The sequence below is a fragment of the Chryseobacterium oranimense genome, assembly GCF_900129755.1.
Lineage (GTDB): Bacteria > Bacteroidota > Bacteroidia > Flavobacteriales > Weeksellaceae > Chryseobacterium > Chryseobacterium oranimense.
On record NZ_FQWT01000006.1, the window covers coordinates 42,822 to 64,207 of the forward strand.

The 21,386-nt window shown below is 37.9% G+C and carries 15 protein-coding genes; 9 read left to right on the forward strand and 6 right to left on the reverse strand.

Annotated elements, in window-relative coordinates; translation table 11 throughout:
* The first annotated feature begins 10 nt into the window (after positions 1–10).
* Positions 11–1,039, forward strand: coding sequence for a ferrochelatase (gene hemH / locus BUB03_RS17035; RefSeq protein WP_073065439.1), 1,029 nt, complete (start codon positions 11–13; stop codon positions 1,037–1,039).
* 69 nt (positions 1,040–1,108) lie between these two features.
* Here the strand turns inward: hemH and BUB03_RS17040 are convergent, their stop codons facing one another.
* Entirely contained in the window at positions 1,109–3,073 is a 1,965-nt protein-coding gene (locus tag BUB03_RS17040; protein WP_073065441.1) for a M4 family metallopeptidase, read from the reverse strand.
* Positions 3,074–3,625: 552 nt separating this feature from the next.
* Between BUB03_RS17040 and BUB03_RS17045 the strand changes: the two genes are divergently transcribed.
* Both BUB03_RS17045 and BUB03_RS17050 read left to right on the forward strand, forming a co-directional pair.
* Entirely contained in the window at positions 3,626–3,856 is a 231-nt protein-coding gene (locus BUB03_RS17045; protein WP_139258911.1) for a hypothetical protein, read from the forward strand.
* Positions 3,857–3,859: 3 nt separating this feature from the next.
* Positions 3,860–4,117 (forward strand): hypothetical protein, encoded by a 258-nt coding sequence (locus BUB03_RS17050; RefSeq protein WP_040998231.1) that lies wholly within the window; start codon positions 3,860–3,862, stop codon positions 4,115–4,117.
* Between the two features lie 99 nt (positions 4,118–4,216).
* On the opposite strand, the gene BUB03_RS17055 is transcribed toward BUB03_RS17050, so the two are convergent.
* On the reverse strand, positions 4,217–5,428 hold the full coding sequence (locus BUB03_RS17055; protein ID WP_073065444.1) for a type IX secretion system plug protein: 1,212 nt from the start codon (positions 5,426–5,428) through the stop codon (positions 4,217–4,219).
* Between the two features lie 822 nt (positions 5,429–6,250).
* Between BUB03_RS17055 and BUB03_RS17070 the strand changes: the two genes are divergently transcribed.
* Positions 6,251–6,889: an MBL fold metallo-hydrolase gene (locus tag BUB03_RS17070; protein WP_073065450.1), complete on the forward strand. Its 639-nt coding sequence runs from the start codon at positions 6,251–6,253 to the stop codon at positions 6,887–6,889.
* A 175-nt stretch (positions 6,890–7,064) separates the two neighbouring features.
* Here the strand turns inward: BUB03_RS17070 and BUB03_RS17075 are convergent, their stop codons facing one another.
* From BUB03_RS17075 to BUB03_RS17085, 3 genes are read right to left on the reverse strand one after another with little or no spacing between them, the layout of a single operon-like run.
* Positions 7,065–9,494: a TonB-dependent receptor gene (locus BUB03_RS17075; protein WP_073065453.1), complete on the reverse strand. Its 2,430-nt coding sequence runs from the start codon at positions 9,492–9,494 to the stop codon at positions 7,065–7,067.
* Positions 9,495–9,511: 17 nt separating this feature from the next.
* Complete coding sequence (locus tag BUB03_RS17080; RefSeq protein WP_073065455.1) at positions 9,512–10,990, reverse strand: trehalase family glycosidase; 1,479 nt, start codon at positions 10,988–10,990, stop codon at positions 9,512–9,514.
* Between the two features lie 2 nt (positions 10,991–10,992).
* Entirely contained in the window at positions 10,993–12,222 is a 1,230-nt protein-coding gene (locus BUB03_RS17085) for an MFS transporter (RefSeq protein ID WP_073065458.1), read from the reverse strand.
* Between the two features lie 123 nt (positions 12,223–12,345).
* Between BUB03_RS17085 and BUB03_RS17090 the strand changes: the two genes are divergently transcribed.
* On the forward strand, positions 12,346–13,251 hold the full coding sequence (locus BUB03_RS17090; protein ID WP_073065461.1) for an AraC family transcriptional regulator: 906 nt from the start codon (positions 12,346–12,348) through the stop codon (positions 13,249–13,251).
* A gap of 351 nt (positions 13,252–13,602) precedes the next feature.
* Here the strand turns inward: BUB03_RS17090 and BUB03_RS17095 are convergent, their stop codons facing one another.
* Complete coding sequence (locus tag BUB03_RS17095) at positions 13,603–14,157, reverse strand: thioredoxin family protein (RefSeq protein ID WP_040998244.1); 555 nt, start codon at positions 14,155–14,157, stop codon at positions 13,603–13,605.
* A 155-nt stretch (positions 14,158–14,312) separates the two neighbouring features.
* Here BUB03_RS17095 and BUB03_RS17100 point away from each other — a divergent pair, with 155 nt between their 5' ends.
* The 4 genes from BUB03_RS17100 to BUB03_RS17115 all read left to right on the forward strand — a co-directional run bounded on the left by BUB03_RS17100 (position 14,313) and on the right by BUB03_RS17115 (position 21,234).
* The gene (locus BUB03_RS17100) at positions 14,313–14,909 is read left to right on the forward strand and encodes a TetR/AcrR family transcriptional regulator (RefSeq protein WP_040998246.1); all 597 of its coding nucleotides are present in this window, start codon (positions 14,313–14,315) and stop codon (positions 14,907–14,909) included.
* A 359-nt stretch (positions 14,910–15,268) separates the two neighbouring features.
* Positions 15,269–16,429: an efflux RND transporter periplasmic adaptor subunit gene (locus BUB03_RS17105; protein ID WP_073065464.1), complete on the forward strand. Its 1,161-nt coding sequence runs from the start codon at positions 15,269–15,271 to the stop codon at positions 16,427–16,429.
* 39 nt (positions 16,430–16,468) lie between these two features.
* Positions 16,469–19,648 (forward strand): efflux RND transporter permease subunit, encoded by a 3,180-nt coding sequence (locus BUB03_RS17110; RefSeq protein WP_073065467.1) that lies wholly within the window; start codon positions 16,469–16,471, stop codon positions 19,646–19,648.
* Between the two features lie 173 nt (positions 19,649–19,821).
* Positions 19,822–21,234 carry an efflux transporter outer membrane subunit gene (locus BUB03_RS17115; protein WP_073065469.1) on the forward strand — a complete coding sequence of 471 codons (1,413 nt, stop codon included), beginning with the start codon at positions 19,822–19,824 and terminating at the stop codon, positions 21,232–21,234.
* Positions 21,235–21,386: the final 152 nt, after the last annotated feature.

The following is a 21,386-nucleotide window of genomic DNA, read 5'->3' on the forward strand; positions in this document are numbered from 1 at the left end:
ATTAAAAATATTGGATAAAAAAGGAATTTTACTGGTCAATCTTGGTTCTCCAAAATCTACGGCTGTAAATGATGTAAAGGAATATCTTGATGAATTTTTGATGGATGAAAGGGTAATTGATTACCGCTGGTTCTTCCGCGCACTATTGGTACAGGGAATCATTCTTAAAACAAGACCCGCTAAATCTGCAGAAGCCTATAAAACAGTATGGACGGATGAAGGTTCTCCTTTAATTGTCATCACTGAAAAAATCCGGAAGAAACTACAGAAACTAGTGGATGTCCCTGTAGAAATCGGGATGAGATATGCCCAGCCAAGTATTGAAGCAGGAATTCAGAAATTAGTTGATCAGGGAGTTTCAGAGATCGTATTATTTCCCTTGTATCCGCAATATGCGATGAGTACAACGGAAACCGTGATTGAAAAAGCAGAGGAAGTACGAAAAAAGAAGTTTCCTAAGGTAAAGATCAATTATATACAGCCTTTTTACAACAGGGATATTTATATTAACTGTCTGGCAGAAAGCATCAAGGAAAAACTTCCTGAAAATTTTGATGTCCTGCAGTTCTCTTATCATGGGGTTCCTGAAAGACATATTTATAAGACAGATCCTACAAAAACATGTAATCTTAACGATTGCTGTTCAAGAGACAACAATCCAAGCCATCAGTTCTGCTACCGCCATCAGTGTTATAAAACTACAGAAGCGGTAATTGCCAAAATAGGGCTTCCAAAAGAAAAGACAATTGTTTCTTTCCAGTCAAGATTGGGAAAAGATAAATGGATAGAGCCTTATACGGATGAAACATTAGAAACGATTCCTAAAAAAGGAGTAAAAAACCTGGCTATTGTCTGCCCTGCTTTTGTTTCCGACTGTCTTGAAACTCTGGAAGAAATTTCAGTGGAAGGTAAGGAACAGTTTCAGCACGCAGGTGGGGAAAATTTCCATTACATTCCGTGTCTTAATGATGAAGACCGCTGGATAGAGGTAGTAAAGATTCTGTGTGAAGAAAAGCTGAATGATTTCTACCTGGTATAGTGAATCCATAAATAATAAAAAGGCCACAAAATAAATTTTGTGGCCCTTTTTTTAGAAATATATTAAAATTTATTTTTTAATAAGGTTTCCTGCTTTCTGTCCATTAACTGTTACTACATATACTCCGGAAAGCATATTAGACGGAAGCTGGATATCTACTTTATTTTTACCTTCTATAATTTTGATTTTCTCAGAAATTTCTTTTTTCCCTGTTAAACCAACTAATTCTACAATTCCGTTTCCTTCTTTTCCTTCAAATTCAACAGTAAATTTGTCGGTAGCCGGGTTCGGGCTGATGGTGTAAAGTATAGCCTGCGTTGCTGCCACTTTTCCAGCTGCAGAAGTTCCTCCGCCAACACCTACTGCATTCCACGCATTGGTAACCTGAGTAACTTCAACTCCGCCGGCTCCGTATAGATCTGCTGCTGCCTGAAGAGAAGCAGTTCTTGCGTTGGCATAAGTAGAAGAAGAAGTAAGATAGGTCGTCAGTGTTCTGTAAGCAATTGCGGCTGCCTTATCTAATCCGATTCCTGTAACATTATAAGCAAAACCTTTGTCATTAGTTCCGGTTCCACCGTTTACCAATAAATAATACCAGAAATTAAGCACCCCAGAGTTGGTATGAACACCACAATAGTCATTATATCCCGGCAAATTTGGATTTCCCTGAGGAGTACAAGTACTGCTCGCATCTTTCCAATAGGTTCCTTTATAGGTATCAGGCTGGCTGTAAGCATTAGGATTCGCCATATCTCTGATCACATAACTGAAGTCTTCTCCTAATTTCCAGCTTGCCTGTGTTGGTCTCGCCCAAAGCTCAATAGTATTCCCAAAGATATCAGAAAAACCTTCATTTAAAGCTCCCGACTCTCTCTGATAAGCAAGGTTGGCTGTTTTGGTAGTTAAACCATGGGTAATCTCGTGACCACAAACATCAAGAGCAGTTAGCGGCTTACCTCCGTTTGTCGTAGAACTTCCATCTCCATAGGTCATTCTTGAACCATCCCAAAATGCATTAAAATAATTGGTAGAGTAATGAACATAAGATTTTATAGCAAAATTATTATTGTCTATACTTTTTCTTCCAAATTTCGTGTAGTAGTAATCCAGAGTCATTTCAGCTCCCCAATGTGCATCAGTGGCATACTGATCCTTATTGGTGTTTACATTGTTCCAGTTGTTATCCGTATCTGTAAAATCTACAGCTGATGAATAATTGGTTCCTTTTTTCAGATTGTATGTTTCTACAGCAGTTCCGGCATTTCTTCCCGCTTCTCTTAATCTGTAGCTTCCATTATAGGAATCGGCAACGATGGCTCTGTTTCCACTATAAGCTGTCGTAGCAGTTCCCGGAGCATTGGTTTCATGAATTAATGCATCTGCCCCTAAAACTGAACCATTTTTAGCATCTACGAAAACGTATTGTCTGCTTAACGGTTTTTCTGCATAGATATCAAATTTGTAAGCAAGCTTAAGATCTGCCATCTTTTCATCAGAAGGATCTGAATAGTACACCAGTTCTCCTTTTGGAGCAAAGGTTGCATTAGGATTTTTGGATTCGTTTTTAAGGAATTCCTCTTCTTCTTTATTCTGCCATTTATAAGATTCGGCTCCTACAAAGGATAGAGCACTCTGTAATGCAATGCTTTCAGAAATAGCCGGCTTTTTTTCTGCAGATGCAGGTTCTTTAAGGATCCATTTTCCGGTTTCTCCCACAACTTTGCCTCCTTTTGTTTGCACTGCCATCATTCCGTATTCTACAGGAATATCATTAATAGTCTGCTGGAATCTGTGGGTTTCAAAACCAAGCGCATCTTTCTCCGAGCCTAGTCTTAAACCTTGTCCCTGTGAAACTCTTTTAGATGTTTCATCAAATAACACTGGTTTCCCCTTAAAATCTGGTCCGTTTTTATCGAACCTGATCAGTTCCGGATGAAGTCCGTTTTTACCAGAGATTAATTTTGATGGATTTTCCTGCCCAAAAACAAAGGCAGAGGCTGCAATACTGAATGCAAAGATAAATTTTGTTTTCATAAAATATTATTTTGTTTGAACGTGAGAACGAATTTATATATTTTTCGTAAAGAAACAATGATACCAATAAATAAAATTTAAAAAATAAACATAATAACTATTTTTAATTTAACTATTTTTTAAAAACATTACAATTAATTCAAAATATTTTTATCTCTACAAAAATTATAGACTAATATTTTTTATATAATTCTACATTTTATGAAATATTTTTTTCGATATGTATTGCATAATATCGATTATCCTATCAATAAAGGTATTGTCCAATCATTTATACATCATAGTTTAAAAATATCTCTCTCTAAAGGGATATTGATTAAAATAACCATGCTTCCTTATCCAATTAAAAAGAAATAATCTTCTACAAAATTTGATTAAAAAGAATATTGATTAAAAAAATAACAATACCCCCCATAAAAAAATACTACAATCAAAGAAAAAATTAAAAATAAACAAACATACCCCTATAAATTTTAATAAAATATATAATATTTAATATTTTTTCTTACCTTTACCCCAACAAAACAATATCTTTAACGCCAAAAATTAGAAATGATGAATGCAACAGCCAAAATTTTAGTACATAAGATTGAAAACTTTACACCCGAATTGCTGGAAACCTTAGCAAAAGTGGTTGAGAATTTAGAAATCCAAAACAGGCTATCTGTTCCCCAGTTTCAGATTGACGAAGTTTTGTACAGAATTCAGTTTCATCAGGAAAATCCAAAAACAAAACTTGACTTTTATGAAAATATTTCTGACCTGAAAATGAACTGTGCTTAGAAAATGAACGTTCTGCTCTCTTCGATTGCCAAAAATGACATAAGGCTGCTTATGCGAGTTTTTAATACGGAAAAAGAAAACAAAGGGATAGATTTTCTTGAAGAACTTCAAGTATCCATCAATAATATCCTGACAACTTCCACAATAAAGTCAAGTGAAATTGCAGTAAATAAAATGGAAAACTTTCCTGTAATTATTCATTACGTTTTCGAAAACGAAGAAAATTTATTTATAACAGCTATTTTTAAAGAATTAAATTAACAAAAAACAACCTGAAAACTATTATTATATTTATATGCCATTGGCAAAAAAACCTTATAATTTCTATAAGGTTTTTTTATTTTGTAAATATTATCTTAATTATCTTACGGGTGTTCTGAATTCACCGTATCCCATCAATCCGTCATAATTACGTCCGAAAGGTGCATAATACAAAAATGCCTGATACAGGTTTTCAGTCTGCCAGAAGTTGCCGTTTATCTCTCCAAAGTTCAGGGATCCGTTACTTTCTTTTGTAGCAAGGATATAATTATAAAACCCCTGTTTCAGAAATATTTTGGCTACATATTTCTTATTGGCAGCATCGTACTGCATTTGATTTTCTTTGCTTGGCTTAAAATCATTGAAACCTCCCAGTACATAAATTTCCTTATCTACAGGATCGGAATCCAAAGAAAAATAAACCCATGAATAATCTGCTTCCCTTTCAGCATTTCTTTCCAGCCCCAGATCATTTCTTCTGTAGTACCATGCACCGTTCACATCAGGCTGATACTGATAATTAAGTGGAAAAGCCCAGACAGGATGAAGATAAGTCTGGTTTACTCCATCCTTCAGCTCTGTAGCGCTTACCATATCTGCAGCCATATTCATATTCTTATTATCAAAATAATAGAATTCGTTGTTGCCCGGAAATGTCAGGTTCATTTGCTGAAAAAGCAGCTGATTTCCTAAGGTAGCACTTGGTTTCAAATTATTAACCACCACATTGGGATTGTTGTTCTGCATGACATTCAAAGTCATTGAATTAACATTGGAAGAAAGGTCTCCTCCCTTTGAAGTGGCTTTTACCTCTACCCTTTGGTTAATATTGGGATTCTTGGCATCTGCTATTCTTGAAATATTCAAAGCAACGGTTGCCGCATCTTCCACAAGATAAAAGCGTCTCTTGAAAAGAGGTCTGTCCGCCGAATCTTTATACACAATCAGCTCAAAATTTCCTGATATTTTCGGCTGTATTTTATCATTGGGAAAGGTAAGCTTATAATGAGTATAAGCCTGCAGGGTATTGAATGAATACTGGAACTGATCCAGAAGCCCGTTCAGACTTCCTGTTGCAAACTGGGTAAAAAACAGGTTGTCATCATTCCAGTTTCTGTCGTAATGCTTGATGGTATATCTGTAGATTTCACTGGCATTCGTAAGGTCATCAAAGCTTAAAACCAGCTGTTCACCGAATTTGATAACAGGTGTTTCATCGTTCGTCTGCGGATTGAATAATTGTATACTCTGGATGTTCTGTCCAAAAACCAGTCCGCTTAAAGAAAGTAAAAGTATTCGCAAAGTTTTCATTATGACGAAGATAGCGAAAAATCAATTTTAAACCATAGAGGATGTGAAAGTTTTAGTATAAATAAGTAACTTCAAAAATAAAGACCAAATAAGGATTTATTATACCTTTCAGTACTGAAGAGACACAACATTAAGTAATTAATTTTATGAGAAAAATATTTGATAGCAGTTATTTCTTTCCTGTCGTTTGTTTACTATTAATTCTAGCGTATCTTTTTGAATATATCTTCTCAGATATTATACCTAATATAATTACATTATTAATATTAGAGTTGATTTATAATTTTGCAGTCCTATTTATCTGTATAAATTATGTCTCAAAAAGTAAATATTTTAAAGAAAATGTATGGATAAAACCTAAAGCAGGAATGTATACTCTAATAGTATTAATTGGCATATTTACAATCAAAACAATTTATGATCTTTTTAATAAATTGCTTTAATAATATAGGAATTCTTCCAAAAAAACTTAAAAATAAAGAAATGTATATTATAGAATTTATTATTGTCCAAACATGTTGTGTGTTTTATCTTAGATATTTATTTAAAAATAAAACTACATCAGGATCTGTTTCTGCGTTTGGGGCAATTTTATTACTGGAGTTATTATCTATGTATAATTTATGGGTACACCAATCAGTTTTAGAAAATTTATTTAATTATATATTCTAAACAGCAGAATGACAAGAAATAAAATAGTTTTATACTATATCATTCTGAGCAAAGTCAAAGAATCTTATTAAATATTTCAATTAAAAATCAGCTCAAATATTTTAATACAGAACTTTTGTAACTAAATTTGTCTCCATAAAATATTACAATATGCTTCAGATTCAAGGTTTCGTATTCAATTTTGCCAGCGAAAATACCTATATCCTTTACAACGGAAATAAAAATGCATGGCTGATTGACCCGGGAAATATGAACGAACAGGAAACCAGAGCTATTGAAAGCTTCATTTCTGAAAACGGGCTGAAAATTGAAAAGATTCTTCTTACCCATGCCCATATTGACCATGTTTTAGGATTACAATGGGCTTTTGACACCTTTAAGGTTCCCGTTTATATGCACCAGGATGATCAAGAAGTACTGGATATGCTTCAGGCAAGCGGAATGAGATTCGGATTCTCTGTAGATCCTGTAAAAGCAGATATCGTATACGTTAAAGAAGGTGAAGAACTTGAACTGGACAGAGAAAAATTTAAAATTTATCACGTTCCGGGGCACTCTCCGGGCAGCGTCGTATATCATAATGAAGGTCAGAAATTCGTGATCTCAGGTGATGTCCTGTTTGAAGGCAGCATCGGAAGAACAGATCTTTATAAGGGAAATTATGACCAGCTGATCACCGGTATCACGAATAAATTATTCATTTTGGATGATGAGACCCAGGTTTTCTCAGGCCATGGAAATCCTACAACGATTGGGTTCGAGAAGCAGTATAATCCGTTTTTTAAATAAAGGGCGATACGAGGTTCGGGGTGCGGGATGCGAGGTTAATTGTTGCGGGTGAAAGTCTGATGTCTGAAATCTGACATCTTGGTTCTTGGCTCTTGGCTCTAAAAAAATTTACAATCCAAAATAAAACCGCCAGAAAAAAATATTCTGACGGTTTTTTATGAAGAAAATATAAGTATTAAAAATCTAATGCGATGGAAGCTCTTACGGCAGCACCCATAATTGGTCTCGCCATAATAGTTCCGTCTCCGGTTGGAGAACCTGCTCTTGGATCACCTTCTGTAATACCGATTGTATTGAAGATATTTGTTCCATCAACTGCAAAACGGATTTTTCCAAGCTGATAAGACATTCCCGCTCCAAATTCACTGAATGACGGTAAAGTCTGAACATTCAACTGATCCTGGAAACGCTTTCCATAGTAATTATAGCTCACATAGGTTCTCCACTGTTTTGTAATATTCACAGCTGGTGAAATATTAAAATACAGTTTTGGCATTCTTCTGACCACATTCCCTTCCAAAAGGCTTCCTTCTTCCAATCCGCTGTATTTTGGATTCTGAATGGTTCCGTTGAAAGTAAGCTCCAATATATTGTTAAACAATCTCGCATACCCTTCAAGTTCAACTCCATAATTTTTGGTATTGGCAAACGTATTTTCAGAGGTTCCATTAGAGAATACATCTGTAAATGAAAGGTTTTTAAGTGTTGAATAAAAAGGAATCACCGCAACATCAAACGTTCTCGAATAATATTTATACCCAACTTCCACCTGATTGGTTAATACAGGTTTTAACGGCTGATCAGGATTAGGGGTGGTAAAATAATTATAATATGCCTCTTCATTTGGTGATCTGAATCCGTGAGAAAAACGGGCGTAAACAGCATTTTCCTTATTAATTTTATAATTGGTAGCTAAGGTATAAGAAACCTTATCAATATCATAACTCCAGTAGTTATATTTATTTCCCAGAACACTCATATTATCATCTGCTGTTGTAGTAGCGAAGCTATGTGTTCCATCAGTGGTCAGTCCGGAATTATTGAGATTGGCAGTTGTGGTATTTACAGAATAACCTTTGTAGAAATCACGGCTGTAACGAAGACCTGCATTGATACTTAAATTATCTGTAACGTTATAATCCAGATTTGCATAAAGATCATTCAAACTTCCCTGAACCTGGGAATCTCTTAACAGGAAAGACATATCCGTAACTCCGTTATAGGTTTTAGAATAACCTGTAGAATTTGGAGTAAGAGAAGTATCAACTAAATTAAGAAGCTGTGGCTTATCTGTTGCTGTTGTCAGAATATTACTCCAGTTCCAGTACTGATGAGATTTCCAGTTAGATTTATAGAAGCCTGCCGTTACATTTCCTTTATCAAATTTATAATTGAACTGAAGATCATTCACAAAATTATTCATCTGCTTATCAATAGCCCAGAAGCCCAGTTCCTGAACAAAAGCCGGATTTACAACTGCTCCGCTGCCTACTAATGAATACTGATAATTATTTCCGGTTATTCCATTGGCATTTGCAAAGCCTGCCCCGGTTTGAGGGCCTCCTGCCGGGAAAATCCCTGTATAATTCATATTGATATTGGTATACCTTGTTTTGTTTAAAACAGAGAAGTTATTCCCAAGATCATATTTAAATTCAGCTCCTAAAACATCAACTTTCGGATGAATTCCGTCTTCCAGGTTCCTGCTGAAAAAACCGCCTCCTGCCTGAGGAATATTCAACTGACTGATTGTCCTGTAGCTGTAAGTTCCGTAGTTCGGATCGAAACCGGGAAATTCTTTTAAATCATTTCCGTTTTGCGTCAAAGGAATTGGTAAGAAGAAAGTGTTTCTGTCATCCAGTTTTTTGTAATATACTTTAGCATAGCCTTTATCGAAGACATATTTAAGGTTCATTCTGATCTGTCCGCCGTTATTGGCTCTGAAGCCCGTCTTTCTGATTCCGTTATCTGTACGGTAGAATCCGCCAACATTAAAGAACAGTTTATCCTGAACCAAAGCACCGCCTACGTTCAGATCGGTACGCATAAGGCCGTAAGTACTGGTTTCAAGCTTAGCTGTTCCTTTAAAATCATTACTCCCTTCTTTAGTAATAAAGTTAATCAAACCACCCGGAGAATTAGTGGCATAAATGGAACCTGAGCCTCCTCGCAAAGCCTCTAAACGGCTTACTGAATTATCTACACGGAAGAAGTTATCTGCATTGGCAAACTGAAGCGCCCCGTCTTCAAAAACCGGAAGGCCATCTTCCTGAACCTGTACGAATTCGTAAGCTCCGGCAGAAGGAATACCTCTTGCAAAAAGGTTGTTTCCTACTTCACCTCCTGAAGTCTCCACGGCAAAACCCGGAACTCTCTGCAAAAGCGCTGCAGCACTGATCGGATTCTGCTTTTGAATCTCCTTTGCTGTAAAAGTGGAAATAGCCGTACTGGATTCTATTTTCTTCTTCGGGCCCGAGTTTCCGGTAATAACGATCTGATCTATGGAAGACGTCTTGATAGAGTCCTGGGGCGTTTCCTGGGCATACGCATTGTTAAAATAAAGCGTAGCGGTGGCAGCCATTAAAAATATCGATCTTTTTTTCATAGCATGATTTTATATAGTTAGTTTTGTTTTAATTTGAGATAAACCCCATTGGTCCACCCGAATCCATCCTGATTCGGATATTCCCCACCACCTGCAATGGTTTCAGTGTCCAGTGCATTATATTTTTCCATTAATTTACCGGTGTTGCTGTAAACCCTTTCCACATTTCCGCACCAGTTGTTTTTTATTTCCTCAGCCAGCTTATCGAAGCCGTAATTTTTCATTGCTTTAAATCCTAACCATTGATAAGGGGCCCAGGCATTCGGAAGATCCCATTGCTGGCCGCTTTTCTTTGTAGTCGTTACCAGTCCTCCCTGATAAAGAAATTTACCTGAAATGATTTTAGCAACAGCTTCAGCCTGCGCCTGATCTGCCAGTCCGAGAAATAAAGGGTAAAGAGCAGCAATATGTTCAGACGGTGTGTTTTTGTGTTTTTTTAAGTGATAATCTTTATAACATTCAGTGTTTTCATCCCAAAAGTAGGTATTGATCATCTGTCTGCGTCTTGCTGCTCTTTCAGTAAAATAATTTTCTTTATCTGCCAGGTTCTGAAGCGCTGAAGATTGGGCTAAAGTCTTCTCCAAATGCCATAAAAGGCTATTCAGGTCTACTTCTGCTATGTTCAGCGTTTCTATGGTCTGTATATGTTCTCCGTCTGCAAACCATCTGCTGGAAAAATCCCAGCCGGATTCACAGGCGCTTCTTATATTTCTGTAAAATTCCTCACCCGTATTTTCACTGTCTTCAATATCAATCAGGTAACTTTCAGGGCGTGGTGTATTTTCCGCATCATAATACCGGTTCAGAATATCCCCGTTTTTCGTTTTTGCCACTCTTTTCACGGTGGAATCGTTTTCAAGCCACTCTTCCCCGTTCATCCAGAAAGCATATTCTTTCTCCAAAGTGTCATGATATTTAATGTAAATGCTCTGATCATTTGTCGTTTCAAAAATCAGATCCAGCATGAGCGAAAAGTAAGGCGGCTGGGAACGGCTCAGGAAGTGGGTTCTGCTTGCATTCGGAACAAAACCTACATTCTGGATTAGATAAGAACAGTTTTCCACAATATTTTCCATCATTTCTATTCTTCCGGAAACCTGTAATCCCAGCATAATGAAATAGCTGTCCCAGTAGAAAAATTCATTAAAACGGCCTCCCGGAACGATGTATGGCTTTGGAAGTTTCAACAGTGTTCCTTTTTCTTCATAGGCTGTACGGGTCAATTCGTCCCAGAGCTTTTCAATGTGCTGATCAATCGGCAGCTGATCTTCTCTTTGAATTGAAACTCTGGCTCCGAGAAAATCGAAATTTTTCATCACAAAATCTTTGAGATTAAATTCTGCATTTCCTTTTTCCTTTTCATATTCCGCATTGATCTCCGAAACAGGAAACATAGGAACTGCATCCGTCATCATCTTCTGATCTTCAAAGATTCTGGCTCTCTGAACATCATCAAAAAGAACCTGAATTTCGTTTATGTAAAGCTGTTTATTCATTATTATTTCTTAGGATTTATTTTTAATTTATTCATGAAAATGGCTGAAATAATCAGCAGGGAAAGCGGTATCAGTGAAAGATAAAATGCCTGTTGCCCGCTGAATTCCTGAAACACAAAACCTGTGATCATAGACCCTATTGTACCTCCTATGGCAGAAAAAACAACGATGAGTCCGGACATGGCACTGTGCAGATATTTTGGAATGGATGCCAGAATCACAGAATTGATACTCGGATAAATAGGTGCCAGCAGGCCACCCATCAACGGAAATAAGTACACTACCAAAGGAGCATTGAACCAGCCAGTTCCTTCACTGATCTTAATATTGTGGGTTAAAGGCAATACCAAAAGTATACTTACGGCAAAACCAATTACACAGAAAGAAACCACATAGATCCAGCTGAATTTCTTGGAGAAAAATCCGGATAAAAATCTCCCCAGAGCAAAAGCTCCGGCTAAAACCGCTCCGGCCTGGATGCTCATGGAAGTAGGCAGCTTTAAAATTTCTTTATAAAAAGTAGGCGTCCAGGTCTGAAAACTCTGCTCTACCAATACGAAAAGGAAAGCGCACAGAAGAAAAAACAGTACTTTTTTATAGCTGAATAAGCTGATGCTGTTTTTAAGGTCACCCAGCAAATCCGTTTTCTCACTTCTGGCTTCACTCTCATTTAATTTTGAAAAGAATAAAAACACGAACGACAATGCTGAAAGCGATCCCAACACCCAGTATACATTCATCCATTGGGTAGATTTCGGGTTATGATCATCTATAAATAAGCTGAAAAGTACATTTCCCGCCAGCACCCCAATCATGAAAAAGCCTTCCAGAAAACCCATAAAACTTGAATGCTCCTTATCCGTTTCCGTCACAAGACCTATGGAAGTAAAAACCGATATTTTTATTAAAGCAAAAGAAATTCCTACGATAGCAAATAAAAGCTTGAAAAACCAGAAATCATTTGCAAACGGCATTACAAAACACATGCAGCTCACTAGGAAAAGGGCAATGAGCATGGAATTTTTGATCCCTATTTTGGGCAGAAACGATGCCAGAATAAAGGAACATATGGCAATCGGAAGATCTTTAAAACCTTCCAGAACACTGGCTGAAGATTTTGAAATTCCGAAGTTTTGCTGTACCTGCAGAATCACAGTTCCCACGGAATTCAAAAGAATAGCGAAAACGAAATAATTTAAAAATAATACAGCTTTAATATTGAAATTTTTCATGGAGATCATTTCTTGTCGGCTAAGATAGAGGCATTTCGCTTAACATTAATTTAACACAATAAATCAATATTTGAACTATATTAATATAATTCGTATTTTTATTGAATAAATACGATTAATGAAATGAAAGTCAGTTTTGAAAGAATTATTCCCAATGCAAAAAGCTCGTTCCGCACGCTTCATAACAATTCGCCGATCTCAGAATTCAAATGGGAGTATCATTACCATCCCGAAATTGAGCTGGTATGCGTTATATCAGGAAACGGGACTCGCCACGTGGGCTATCATAAGAGTAATTATACGAACGGTGATCTTGTACTGATCGGTTCCAATATTCCGCACTCGGGTTTTGGATTGAATTCTACGGACCCGCATGAGGAGATCGTACTTCAGTTCAGGGAAGAGATTCTTCAGTTTCCCCAACAGGAAGTGGAAGCAAGATCTATCAAAAACCTGCTGGAACTTTCCAAATACGGAATCCACTTTCACCACAAAATCAAAAAAATAATGCTTCCCAAACTAAAACTGATGCTGGAATCGGAAGGCTACAAAAGGTATCTGCTTTTACTTGAGATTTTATTTGAACTTTCTAAATGTGAAGATTATGATCTTTTGAACAAAGAAATTATGCCGTATACCATTATCTCAAAAAATAAAACCCGGCTGGAGAATATTTTCACTTATGTAGAACATCATTATGACAAGGAAATCAACATTGAAGATGTAGCCAGAATTGCCAATCTTACCCTCCCTGCTTTCTGCAACTTTTTTAAAAAGGCGACTCAGATCACTTTTACAGAATTTGTGAACCGGTACCGCATCAATAAAGCCTGCCTGCTGATGTCGCAGGATAAGAGTATTTCAGAGTGCAGTTACAGCTGCGGGTTTAATAATGTAACCTATTTTAACCGGATGTTTAAAAAGTACACGGAAAAGACGCCTTCTGAGTTTATAAAGAATTTCTCCCACAATAAAGTGAATGTAGATCTGAAGGTTGAAAATGAGGTGAAAGTTACGGCTGGTTTTTAGAAAATACGTTTTCAATTTGCCATTGTCATGCTGAGCGGAGTCGAAGCATCTTACTATTCTTAAAAACAATAATCTATAATCTGCTGGGATTTTTTCAGTACAAAATAAGTAACGTATTATTTTATCTCTCGCAGATTTTCAGATTATGCGGATTTTTATTCTCAAACATCTGCGCTATCTGCGGAATAATACCATATATGAAAATGCTTCGACTCCGCTCAGCATGACACCGCTAATACTATAAGAATCCACCATACTAAATAAAAAGCTGCTCTTAAAAAAGAACAGCTATATGATAAGTATATTCAAAACTTTAAACTTTAAGCTTTAAACCTTGAACTTTAAACTCTATTACTTCCACTTAATATTGCATCCCATGCTTGGTCTTTGGATCTCTTCCTGCGGTTCACCCAATAAAAGATTTTCAAAAGCAATGATGAGATCCTCCCCGGTTACATCTTTATTGTTTCCCGGTCTTGAATCATCCATCTGTCCTCTGTAGATCAGGTCAAGTTTATCATCAAAGAAATAGAAGTCCGGTGTGCATGCAGCATCATAAGCTTTTGCTACAGCCTGGCTTTCGTCATATAAATAAGGAAAATCAAACTTTCTCTCAATCTGGAACTCGATCATCTTTTCCGGAGAATCTGCCGGATATTTTTCTACGTCGTTGGCGTTGATTGCGATGAATTCAATTCCTTTATCATTATAATCTTCATACAGCTCATTGATCTTATCGATCACGTGAAGTACAAACGGGCAATGGTTGCACATAAAGATCACCAGCGTTCCTTTTTCTCCTTTCAGCTCATCCAGAGACTGAATTTCGTTATTTTTCGATGGGTTCGGAAGCTCAAAAAAAGGAGCTTTTGTTCCTAGAGCCAGCATATTTGAGGGAGTATTCATATCCTTTATTTCTTTGCCCACAAAGATAAAGTTTCTTTTAATACAAGCCAATTCAGGAATTTATAAACTTGCGTTAAATGTTAAATATTAAATTTCATTTGGAAGATATGTTTAAAAGTTTGTAGTTTTGCTAACACTGTTAGTAAATAAAAATCATGGGCTTACACGAACGCCGTCAACGAGAGAAAGAATCCATCCGTGCAAACATTTTGCAGGCTGCTTTCGGATTGGCTAAAACGGAGGGCTGGGCATCACTCTCGATGCGGAAAATAGCAGATGCTATTGAATACAGCGCTCCTGTAGTATATGATTATTTTGAAAACAAGGAAGCTATTTTATATGAAATTTCCATTAATGGTTTCCATTGTCTTCACATAGAATTATTAAAAGCACAGAGAAAATTTGACACTCCGGAAGAGCAGCTTATTGCTATAGTGGATGCTTACTGGGACTTTGCTTTTAAGAATAAGGAATATTATCAGCTGATGTTTGGTTTGGGAATGCAGTGCAGCGGTAAAGGCCAGATGAAAGAAGAATTTTCTTCATTCCAGGACCTGATCTATGAATGTACCTACAACATTATCAAGAAGAACGGAAACAATACAGAGAATGCCTGTCATATGTCTCACGCATTGTTTTCAGCGGTACATGGACTGATCTCTATTATGATGATGCGAAATGCAGATATCCCTTCTACAATGAATAAAACAACTTTAGACGAAACTGTTTCTGCTTTCGTTAAGTCTTTGTAAATTTTTTTTGAATTTATAATTAACACCGTTAGGAAAAATAACATCGAATATCATTACAATATTCAATTAAAAAACTAAAAAAATAGCATGAAAACTATCATTCACCAATTTCCGGAAAACTTCGATCTTCCACTTAACACTGTTAGATAAATTAACACTTAATTAATACACCTCATTATATATACATACTCAACATTAAACAAGGAAACTATTATGAAAATGACGATCTGACTCCTTTATTAAAAATTCTGAAATTTTTTTTAAATCAATCATTAACACTGTTAGAAAAAATAACATAATTTATTAAACGAACAACTTTTACTTAAATCTAACACTTCATTAAAAAAATTAAACCAACAATGAAAATACCTGGAAAAATAAGGTTTATTGTACTTATATCTAGTATTATCCTTTTGCAGAACTGCACCAAAGCAGCAGAAGGTTCCAATGCAGCGCCGCCTGCACCGGAGCTTCCGGTTTATACCGTGATTACATCTCCAGCTACAACATATCAGGAATTTCCTACCGCACTGGAGGGTAAAAATAACGTAGAGATCAGATCTCAGGTAGACGGATACCTGGACAGGATCTACGTGGAGGAAGGTTCTTACGTAAGAGCCGGACAGCCTCTGTTTAAAATAGATTCAAGAAGCTATGGCGAGCAGGTGAATATGGCTCAGGCCAATCTCCAGGCTGCCAATGCCAATATTGAAAAAGCCAGAGTGGAAGTAGACAGACTTCAGCCTCTGGTAGCCGCAAAAGTCGTTTCTGACGTACAGTTAAAAACGGCAAAAGCTAACTATGCCGCAGCCGTTGCCGCAGCATCACAAGCTAAAGCATCGGTAGGAAGTGCAAGAATCAACGTAGGATTTACAACGATCACAGCACCGGTAAGCGGATACATCGGAAGAATTCCTTACAAAAAAGGAAGCCTGATCTCAAGAACAGATCCTAATCCATTGACCTTACTATCGGATATCAGCGAAATCTACGCGTATTTCTCTTTAAGTGAACTCGATTTTATTGCATTTCAGAATAAATATCCGGGAGCAAGCCTGGAAGAAAAACTGAAAAACATGCCGATGGTAGAACTCGTTATCGCCGACAACAGCATTTACCCTGAAAAAGGAAAGATGAGCATTGTAGACGGCCAGTTTGACAAAACAACCGGAGCCATAAGTGTCCGCGCTGTTTTCCCGAATGCACAGGGAACTTTGAGAACCGGAAATACAGGAAGAGTGCGTATGCCTCAGATGCTTTCCAACGCTGTCATAATTCCACAGGAATCTACCTTTGAAATTCAGGATAAAACCTATGTGTATATTTTAGGAAAAGACAACAAGGTAACCAGCAAACCGGTTAAGATCTCAGGAAAAACATCAGGCTATTACTTTATATCTGAAGGAGTTACCCCAGGAGAAAAAATCGTATACACAGGAATCGGAAATTTAAAAGACGGTGTTTCTATCAAGCCGAAAACCATTTCATCCGACAGCCTGTTGAGAGCTAAACCTTTGTAATCCATCCTGATACAGAAGACTTAAAAAAATAAACTTCTTATGTTAAAACAATTTATAGAAAGACCGGTACTTTCAACGGTCATCTCCATCATATTGCTATTGCTGGGAGCACTTTCGGTTTTCAATCTGCCGATTACCCTGTTCCCGGACATTGCGCCACCAAGTGTTCAGGTAACCGCCTTTTATCCGGGAGCGAACGCAGAAGTGGTAGCAAGATCAGTAGCCACGCCTATTGAAGAGGCTGTAAACGGGGTTGAGAACATGACCTACATGACATCCAACTCCAGTAACGACGGTACTATGACACTGAGCGTATTCTTCAAGCAGGGGTCAGATCCTGACAATGCTGCGGTAAACGTTCAGAACCGTGTGTCCAAAGCCATGAGCCAGCTTCCTCAGGAGGTAGTTCAGGCTGGAATTTCCACACAGAAAGTTCAGAACAGTATGATCATGTTCATGGGATTAACCAGTGAAGACCCCAAACAATATGACGAGCTGTTTCTGCAAAACTATCTTAAAATCAACATCATCCCTCAGATACAGCGTATCCCGGGTGTTGCCCAGGCCCAGGTTTTCGGAACAATGGATTACTCCATGAGAATCTGGCTGAAGCCGGACCGTCTGGCGGCCAATAACCTTTCTCCACAGGAAGTAATGGCAGCCATCAAAGACCACAACCTTGAAGCTGCACCAGGACGTCTTGGACAGGGAAGTAAGGAAACTTACGAATACATCTTAAAGTATAAAGGGAAACTAAACCAGAACGGCGACTACGAAAATATTGCCATCAAAGCCAATAATGATGGTTCATTCTTAAGATTAAAAGATGTAGCCAGAGTAGAATTTGGTTCCTATACATACACGGCAACCAACAGAGTTGACGGAAAACCGGTAGCAGGATTCGCTATTCTGCAAACAGCAGGTTCCAATGCCAATGACATTCTTTCTGAGATTGAAAAACAGGTAGATCAGTTTTCAACTACACTTCCGAAAGGAGTAAAACCGATCATTATGTACAATTCCAAAGACTTTTTGGATGCGTCTATTCACCAGGTAGTTGAAACATTGGTTATTGCATTTATCCTGGTATTTATTGTAGTATATATTTTCCTTCAGGATTTCAGATCTACATTGATTCCGGCAATTGCAGTTCCGGTTGCTATTATCGGTACTTTCTTCTTCCTGCAGTTGTTTGGTTTCAGTATCAACATGTTGACGCTGTTTGCCTTGGTACTCGCCATTGGTATTGTAGTGGATGATGCCATTGTGGTGGTAGAGGCCGTCCATTCTAAAATGGAGCATACCGGAATGCCGGTAGAGCAGGCAACCACGAATTCCATGAGTGAAATTTCCGGAGCCATTATCTCAATTACTTTGGTGATGTGTGCTGTATTTATTCCGGTTGGGTTCATGCAGGGACCTGCGGGAGTTTTCTACAGACAGTTTGCTTTCACATTGGTTATTGCCATTATGATTTCAGCAGTGAATGCATTGACATTGAGTCCTGCTTTATGCGCCCTGTTCCTGAATGATCCTCAGGGAGAACATGGAGAACACAGTCAGAAAAAAGGTTTTGGAGCGAAGTTTTTCAACGCGTTCAATGTGGCCTTTAATAATATGACGAGAAAATATATCTACAGTCTTAAATTTTTAATCAAAAACAAGTGGGTTGCTGTGGGAGGTTTAGCACTGATCATTGCAGGAAGTGTTTTCTTGATCAAAAAAGCTCCTACAGGATTTATCCCGACGGAAGACCAGGGATTCGTTCTGTACGCTGTGAATACTCCTCCGGGAAGTTCACTTGAAAGAACCAACAGAGCTACGGAACAGATTGATAAGATCGTAAAGAGCGAAAAAGCCATGAACCACCTTTGGGTAGCAGATGGGATGAACTTCATCAGTAATGCAAACGCCTCCCCTTATTCTGCAGGGTTTATTAAACTTAAAGATTATAAAGACCGCGGCGAAATGAAAGATCCGGATCAGATTGCAGCTACGCTGACAGGAAAGGTTGCCCAGGTAAAAGATGCCAACGCATTCTTCTTCAACTTCCCTACTGTACAAGGTTTCGGTAACGTTTCCGGTTTTGAATTCATGCTTCAGGATAAAACCAACGGTTCTTATGAACAATTGGGAGCAACCACACAGGCCTTCATCGGGGAACTGATGAAACGTCCGGAAATTGCCTTTGCATTTACGACATATGCTGCCGGAAATCCACAGTACACGATTGATGTAGATACGGATAAAGCCAACCAACTTGGAGTATCCGTAACGGAACTGATGCAGACTATGCAGATCTATTACGGAAGTAGCTTCGTTTCGGATTTCAACAGATTCGGAAAATACTACAGAGTAATGGCTCAGGCAGATATTCCTTACCGTACGGATGCTAATTCCCTGGAAGGAATCTATGTGAAAAACAATGCAGGAGAAATGGTTCCTGTAAAGACTTTAGTAACTCTGAAAAGAACTTTCGGACCTGAAACGGTGACAAGAAATAACCTGTTTACTGCTGTTACCATTAATGGAACTCCAAAACCGGGTTACAGTACAGGTGATGCCATTAAAGCAGTAGAAGAAGTGGCCCAGAAATCACTTCCGAGAGGTTTCGGATATGAATGGACCGGAATTACCCGTGAAGAGATTAAAACAGGTGGTCAGACAGCATTCGTATTCCTTTTAAGTATATTGTTCGTGTATTTCCTATTGGCGGCACAGTATGAAAGCTATATTCTTCCGTTTGCTGTTATACTTACAGTTCCTACAGGAATTTTCGGAGTATTTGCGTTCACGGGATTAGCCGGAATCGATAATAATATTTACGTTCAGGTAGGACTGATCATGCTGGTAGGGCTACTCGCCAAAAATGCGATCCTTATTGTAGAATTTGCCGTTCAGAGAAGAAAAGCCGGAAAAACGTTGGTGGAATCTGCACTTCAGGCTTCAAGATTACGTCTGAGACCAATCCTTATGACCTCATTTGCCTTTATCATTGGTATGCTTCCTTTAGTTTGGACGCAGGGTGCAGCGGCAAAAGGTAACCATTCTATCGGGATCAGTACCGTAGGAGGAATGTTTACAGGAGTGGTATTCGGGATTTTCATTATTCCGGTGATGTATGTGATCTTCCAGTATCTGCATGAAAAAATGCCAAGCAGAAAAAAGAGAAGACTTCTGAAAAAACAGCAGGAGGAACTTTTAGCAGCGGCTCATTAATAAATAAATGATGTACAAAACTTTGAGATATTAAAATTAAGTTTTCGGTGAACTTTTGAGGTTTCTTCAATATCCTTAATAGTCCATAAAGCAAACCACTCTCCTACTAAAGACAATTTGCGACACTACTTCTCAAAGTTTTTGTACTCAATTAAAAATTTATTTAAAAAATTATGAAAAGAATAAAGAATATTTTTCTAGCTTTTATATTGGCTGTAGCCTCGGTTTCGTGTGTGTCCAAACTGGCGTACTCGGAACCAGATCTTCAGCTTCCGGAAAAATTCCAGTACACAGCTACCGCTGATACGGCAAGCATCGCCAACCTGGAATGGAAACAGTTTTTCAGCGATCCTATTCTACAGGAATTGATTGAGAAAGGAATCAAAAACAACTACGATCTTCAGATTGCTTTAAAACAGGTAGCTTCTTCACAGGAGAAACTGAAACAGGCCAAATACCTTCAGTATCCTGATGTAGGTTTCGGAGTGTCGGCGCAGATTTCCAAACCATCAGAAAACAGTATGAACGGGAAGAGCTTAAACTCATTCTTAGGTCAAAATCACGTTGAAGATTATAATGCGGCATTCAACCTTTCATGGGAAGCCGATATCTGGGGTAAGATCAAAAACCAGCAGGAAGTTTCAAGAATGCAGTATCTGCAGACTTACGAAGCAACAAAAGCAGTACAAACCCAGGTGGTAGCAGCTATTGCCCAGGGATATTATAATTTATTGATGCTTGATAAACAGATTCAGATTGCAAAAGCAAACCTGGAACTCAGCACCAATACCCTTTCCATCACTGAAAAGATGTGGCAAAGCGGTGATACAACTTCTTTAGGCGTTCAGCAGGCAACTGCTCAGAAACAGTCTACAGAACTTCTGATCACTCAGCTGGAACAGAATATTGCCATTCAGGAAAATGCATTAAGTATTCTTGTAGGCGAAAATCCGACTAAAATTAACAGAACAATTGAAATGTCCGATACTTCTTTACCACAGAATATTTCAGCAGGGCTTCCAGCAGCTGTGGTGAGCCGCCGTCCGGATGTGCGCCAGCAGGAACTGGTTTTACTGGAATCCAATTCTATGGTGGGAATAGCTCAGGCAAATATGTATCCTGCTTTGAAAATTACAGCTAACGGAGGAGTGAATTCCTTCAAATTCGATAACTGGTTCCAGATCCCGGCCTCTCTGTTTGGATCTGTATTAGGAGGTATTACCCAGCCTATTTTCCAGAAAAGACAGTTGAAAACAGACCTTAATGTAGCTAAAATCCAGAGAGAGAAAAATGTTCTGGCTTTCCGTCAATCTGTATTAAATGCAGTAGGTGAAGTTTCTGATGCATTAGTCTCCAACGAAAGCCTGAAAGTTCAGGAACAAAAAGCTGCGGAACAGGTAACCACATTGAAAAACGGAATAAAAAGTGCCGAAATGCTTTACAAAGGCGGTATGGCCAATTATTTAGAAGTGATTACAGCTCAGGGAAATTCTCTGCAGGCTGAACTGAATTTTGCTTCCATAAAAAGACAAAGACTGAGCAGCATTGTAGATCTTTACAGAGCTCTTGGCGGCGGTTGGAAGTAGTAAATTATTATTATATTGTTTTTAGTGCGGTCTCTGATTTTCAGGGGCCGCTTTTATTTATCGTAACCCCAGCCAATAAAAATAAAGCTCACAAAATAACACAAACATCTGCTCGATCTAAATTTTGAAGCTTCTTTAATCATTAAGATTAT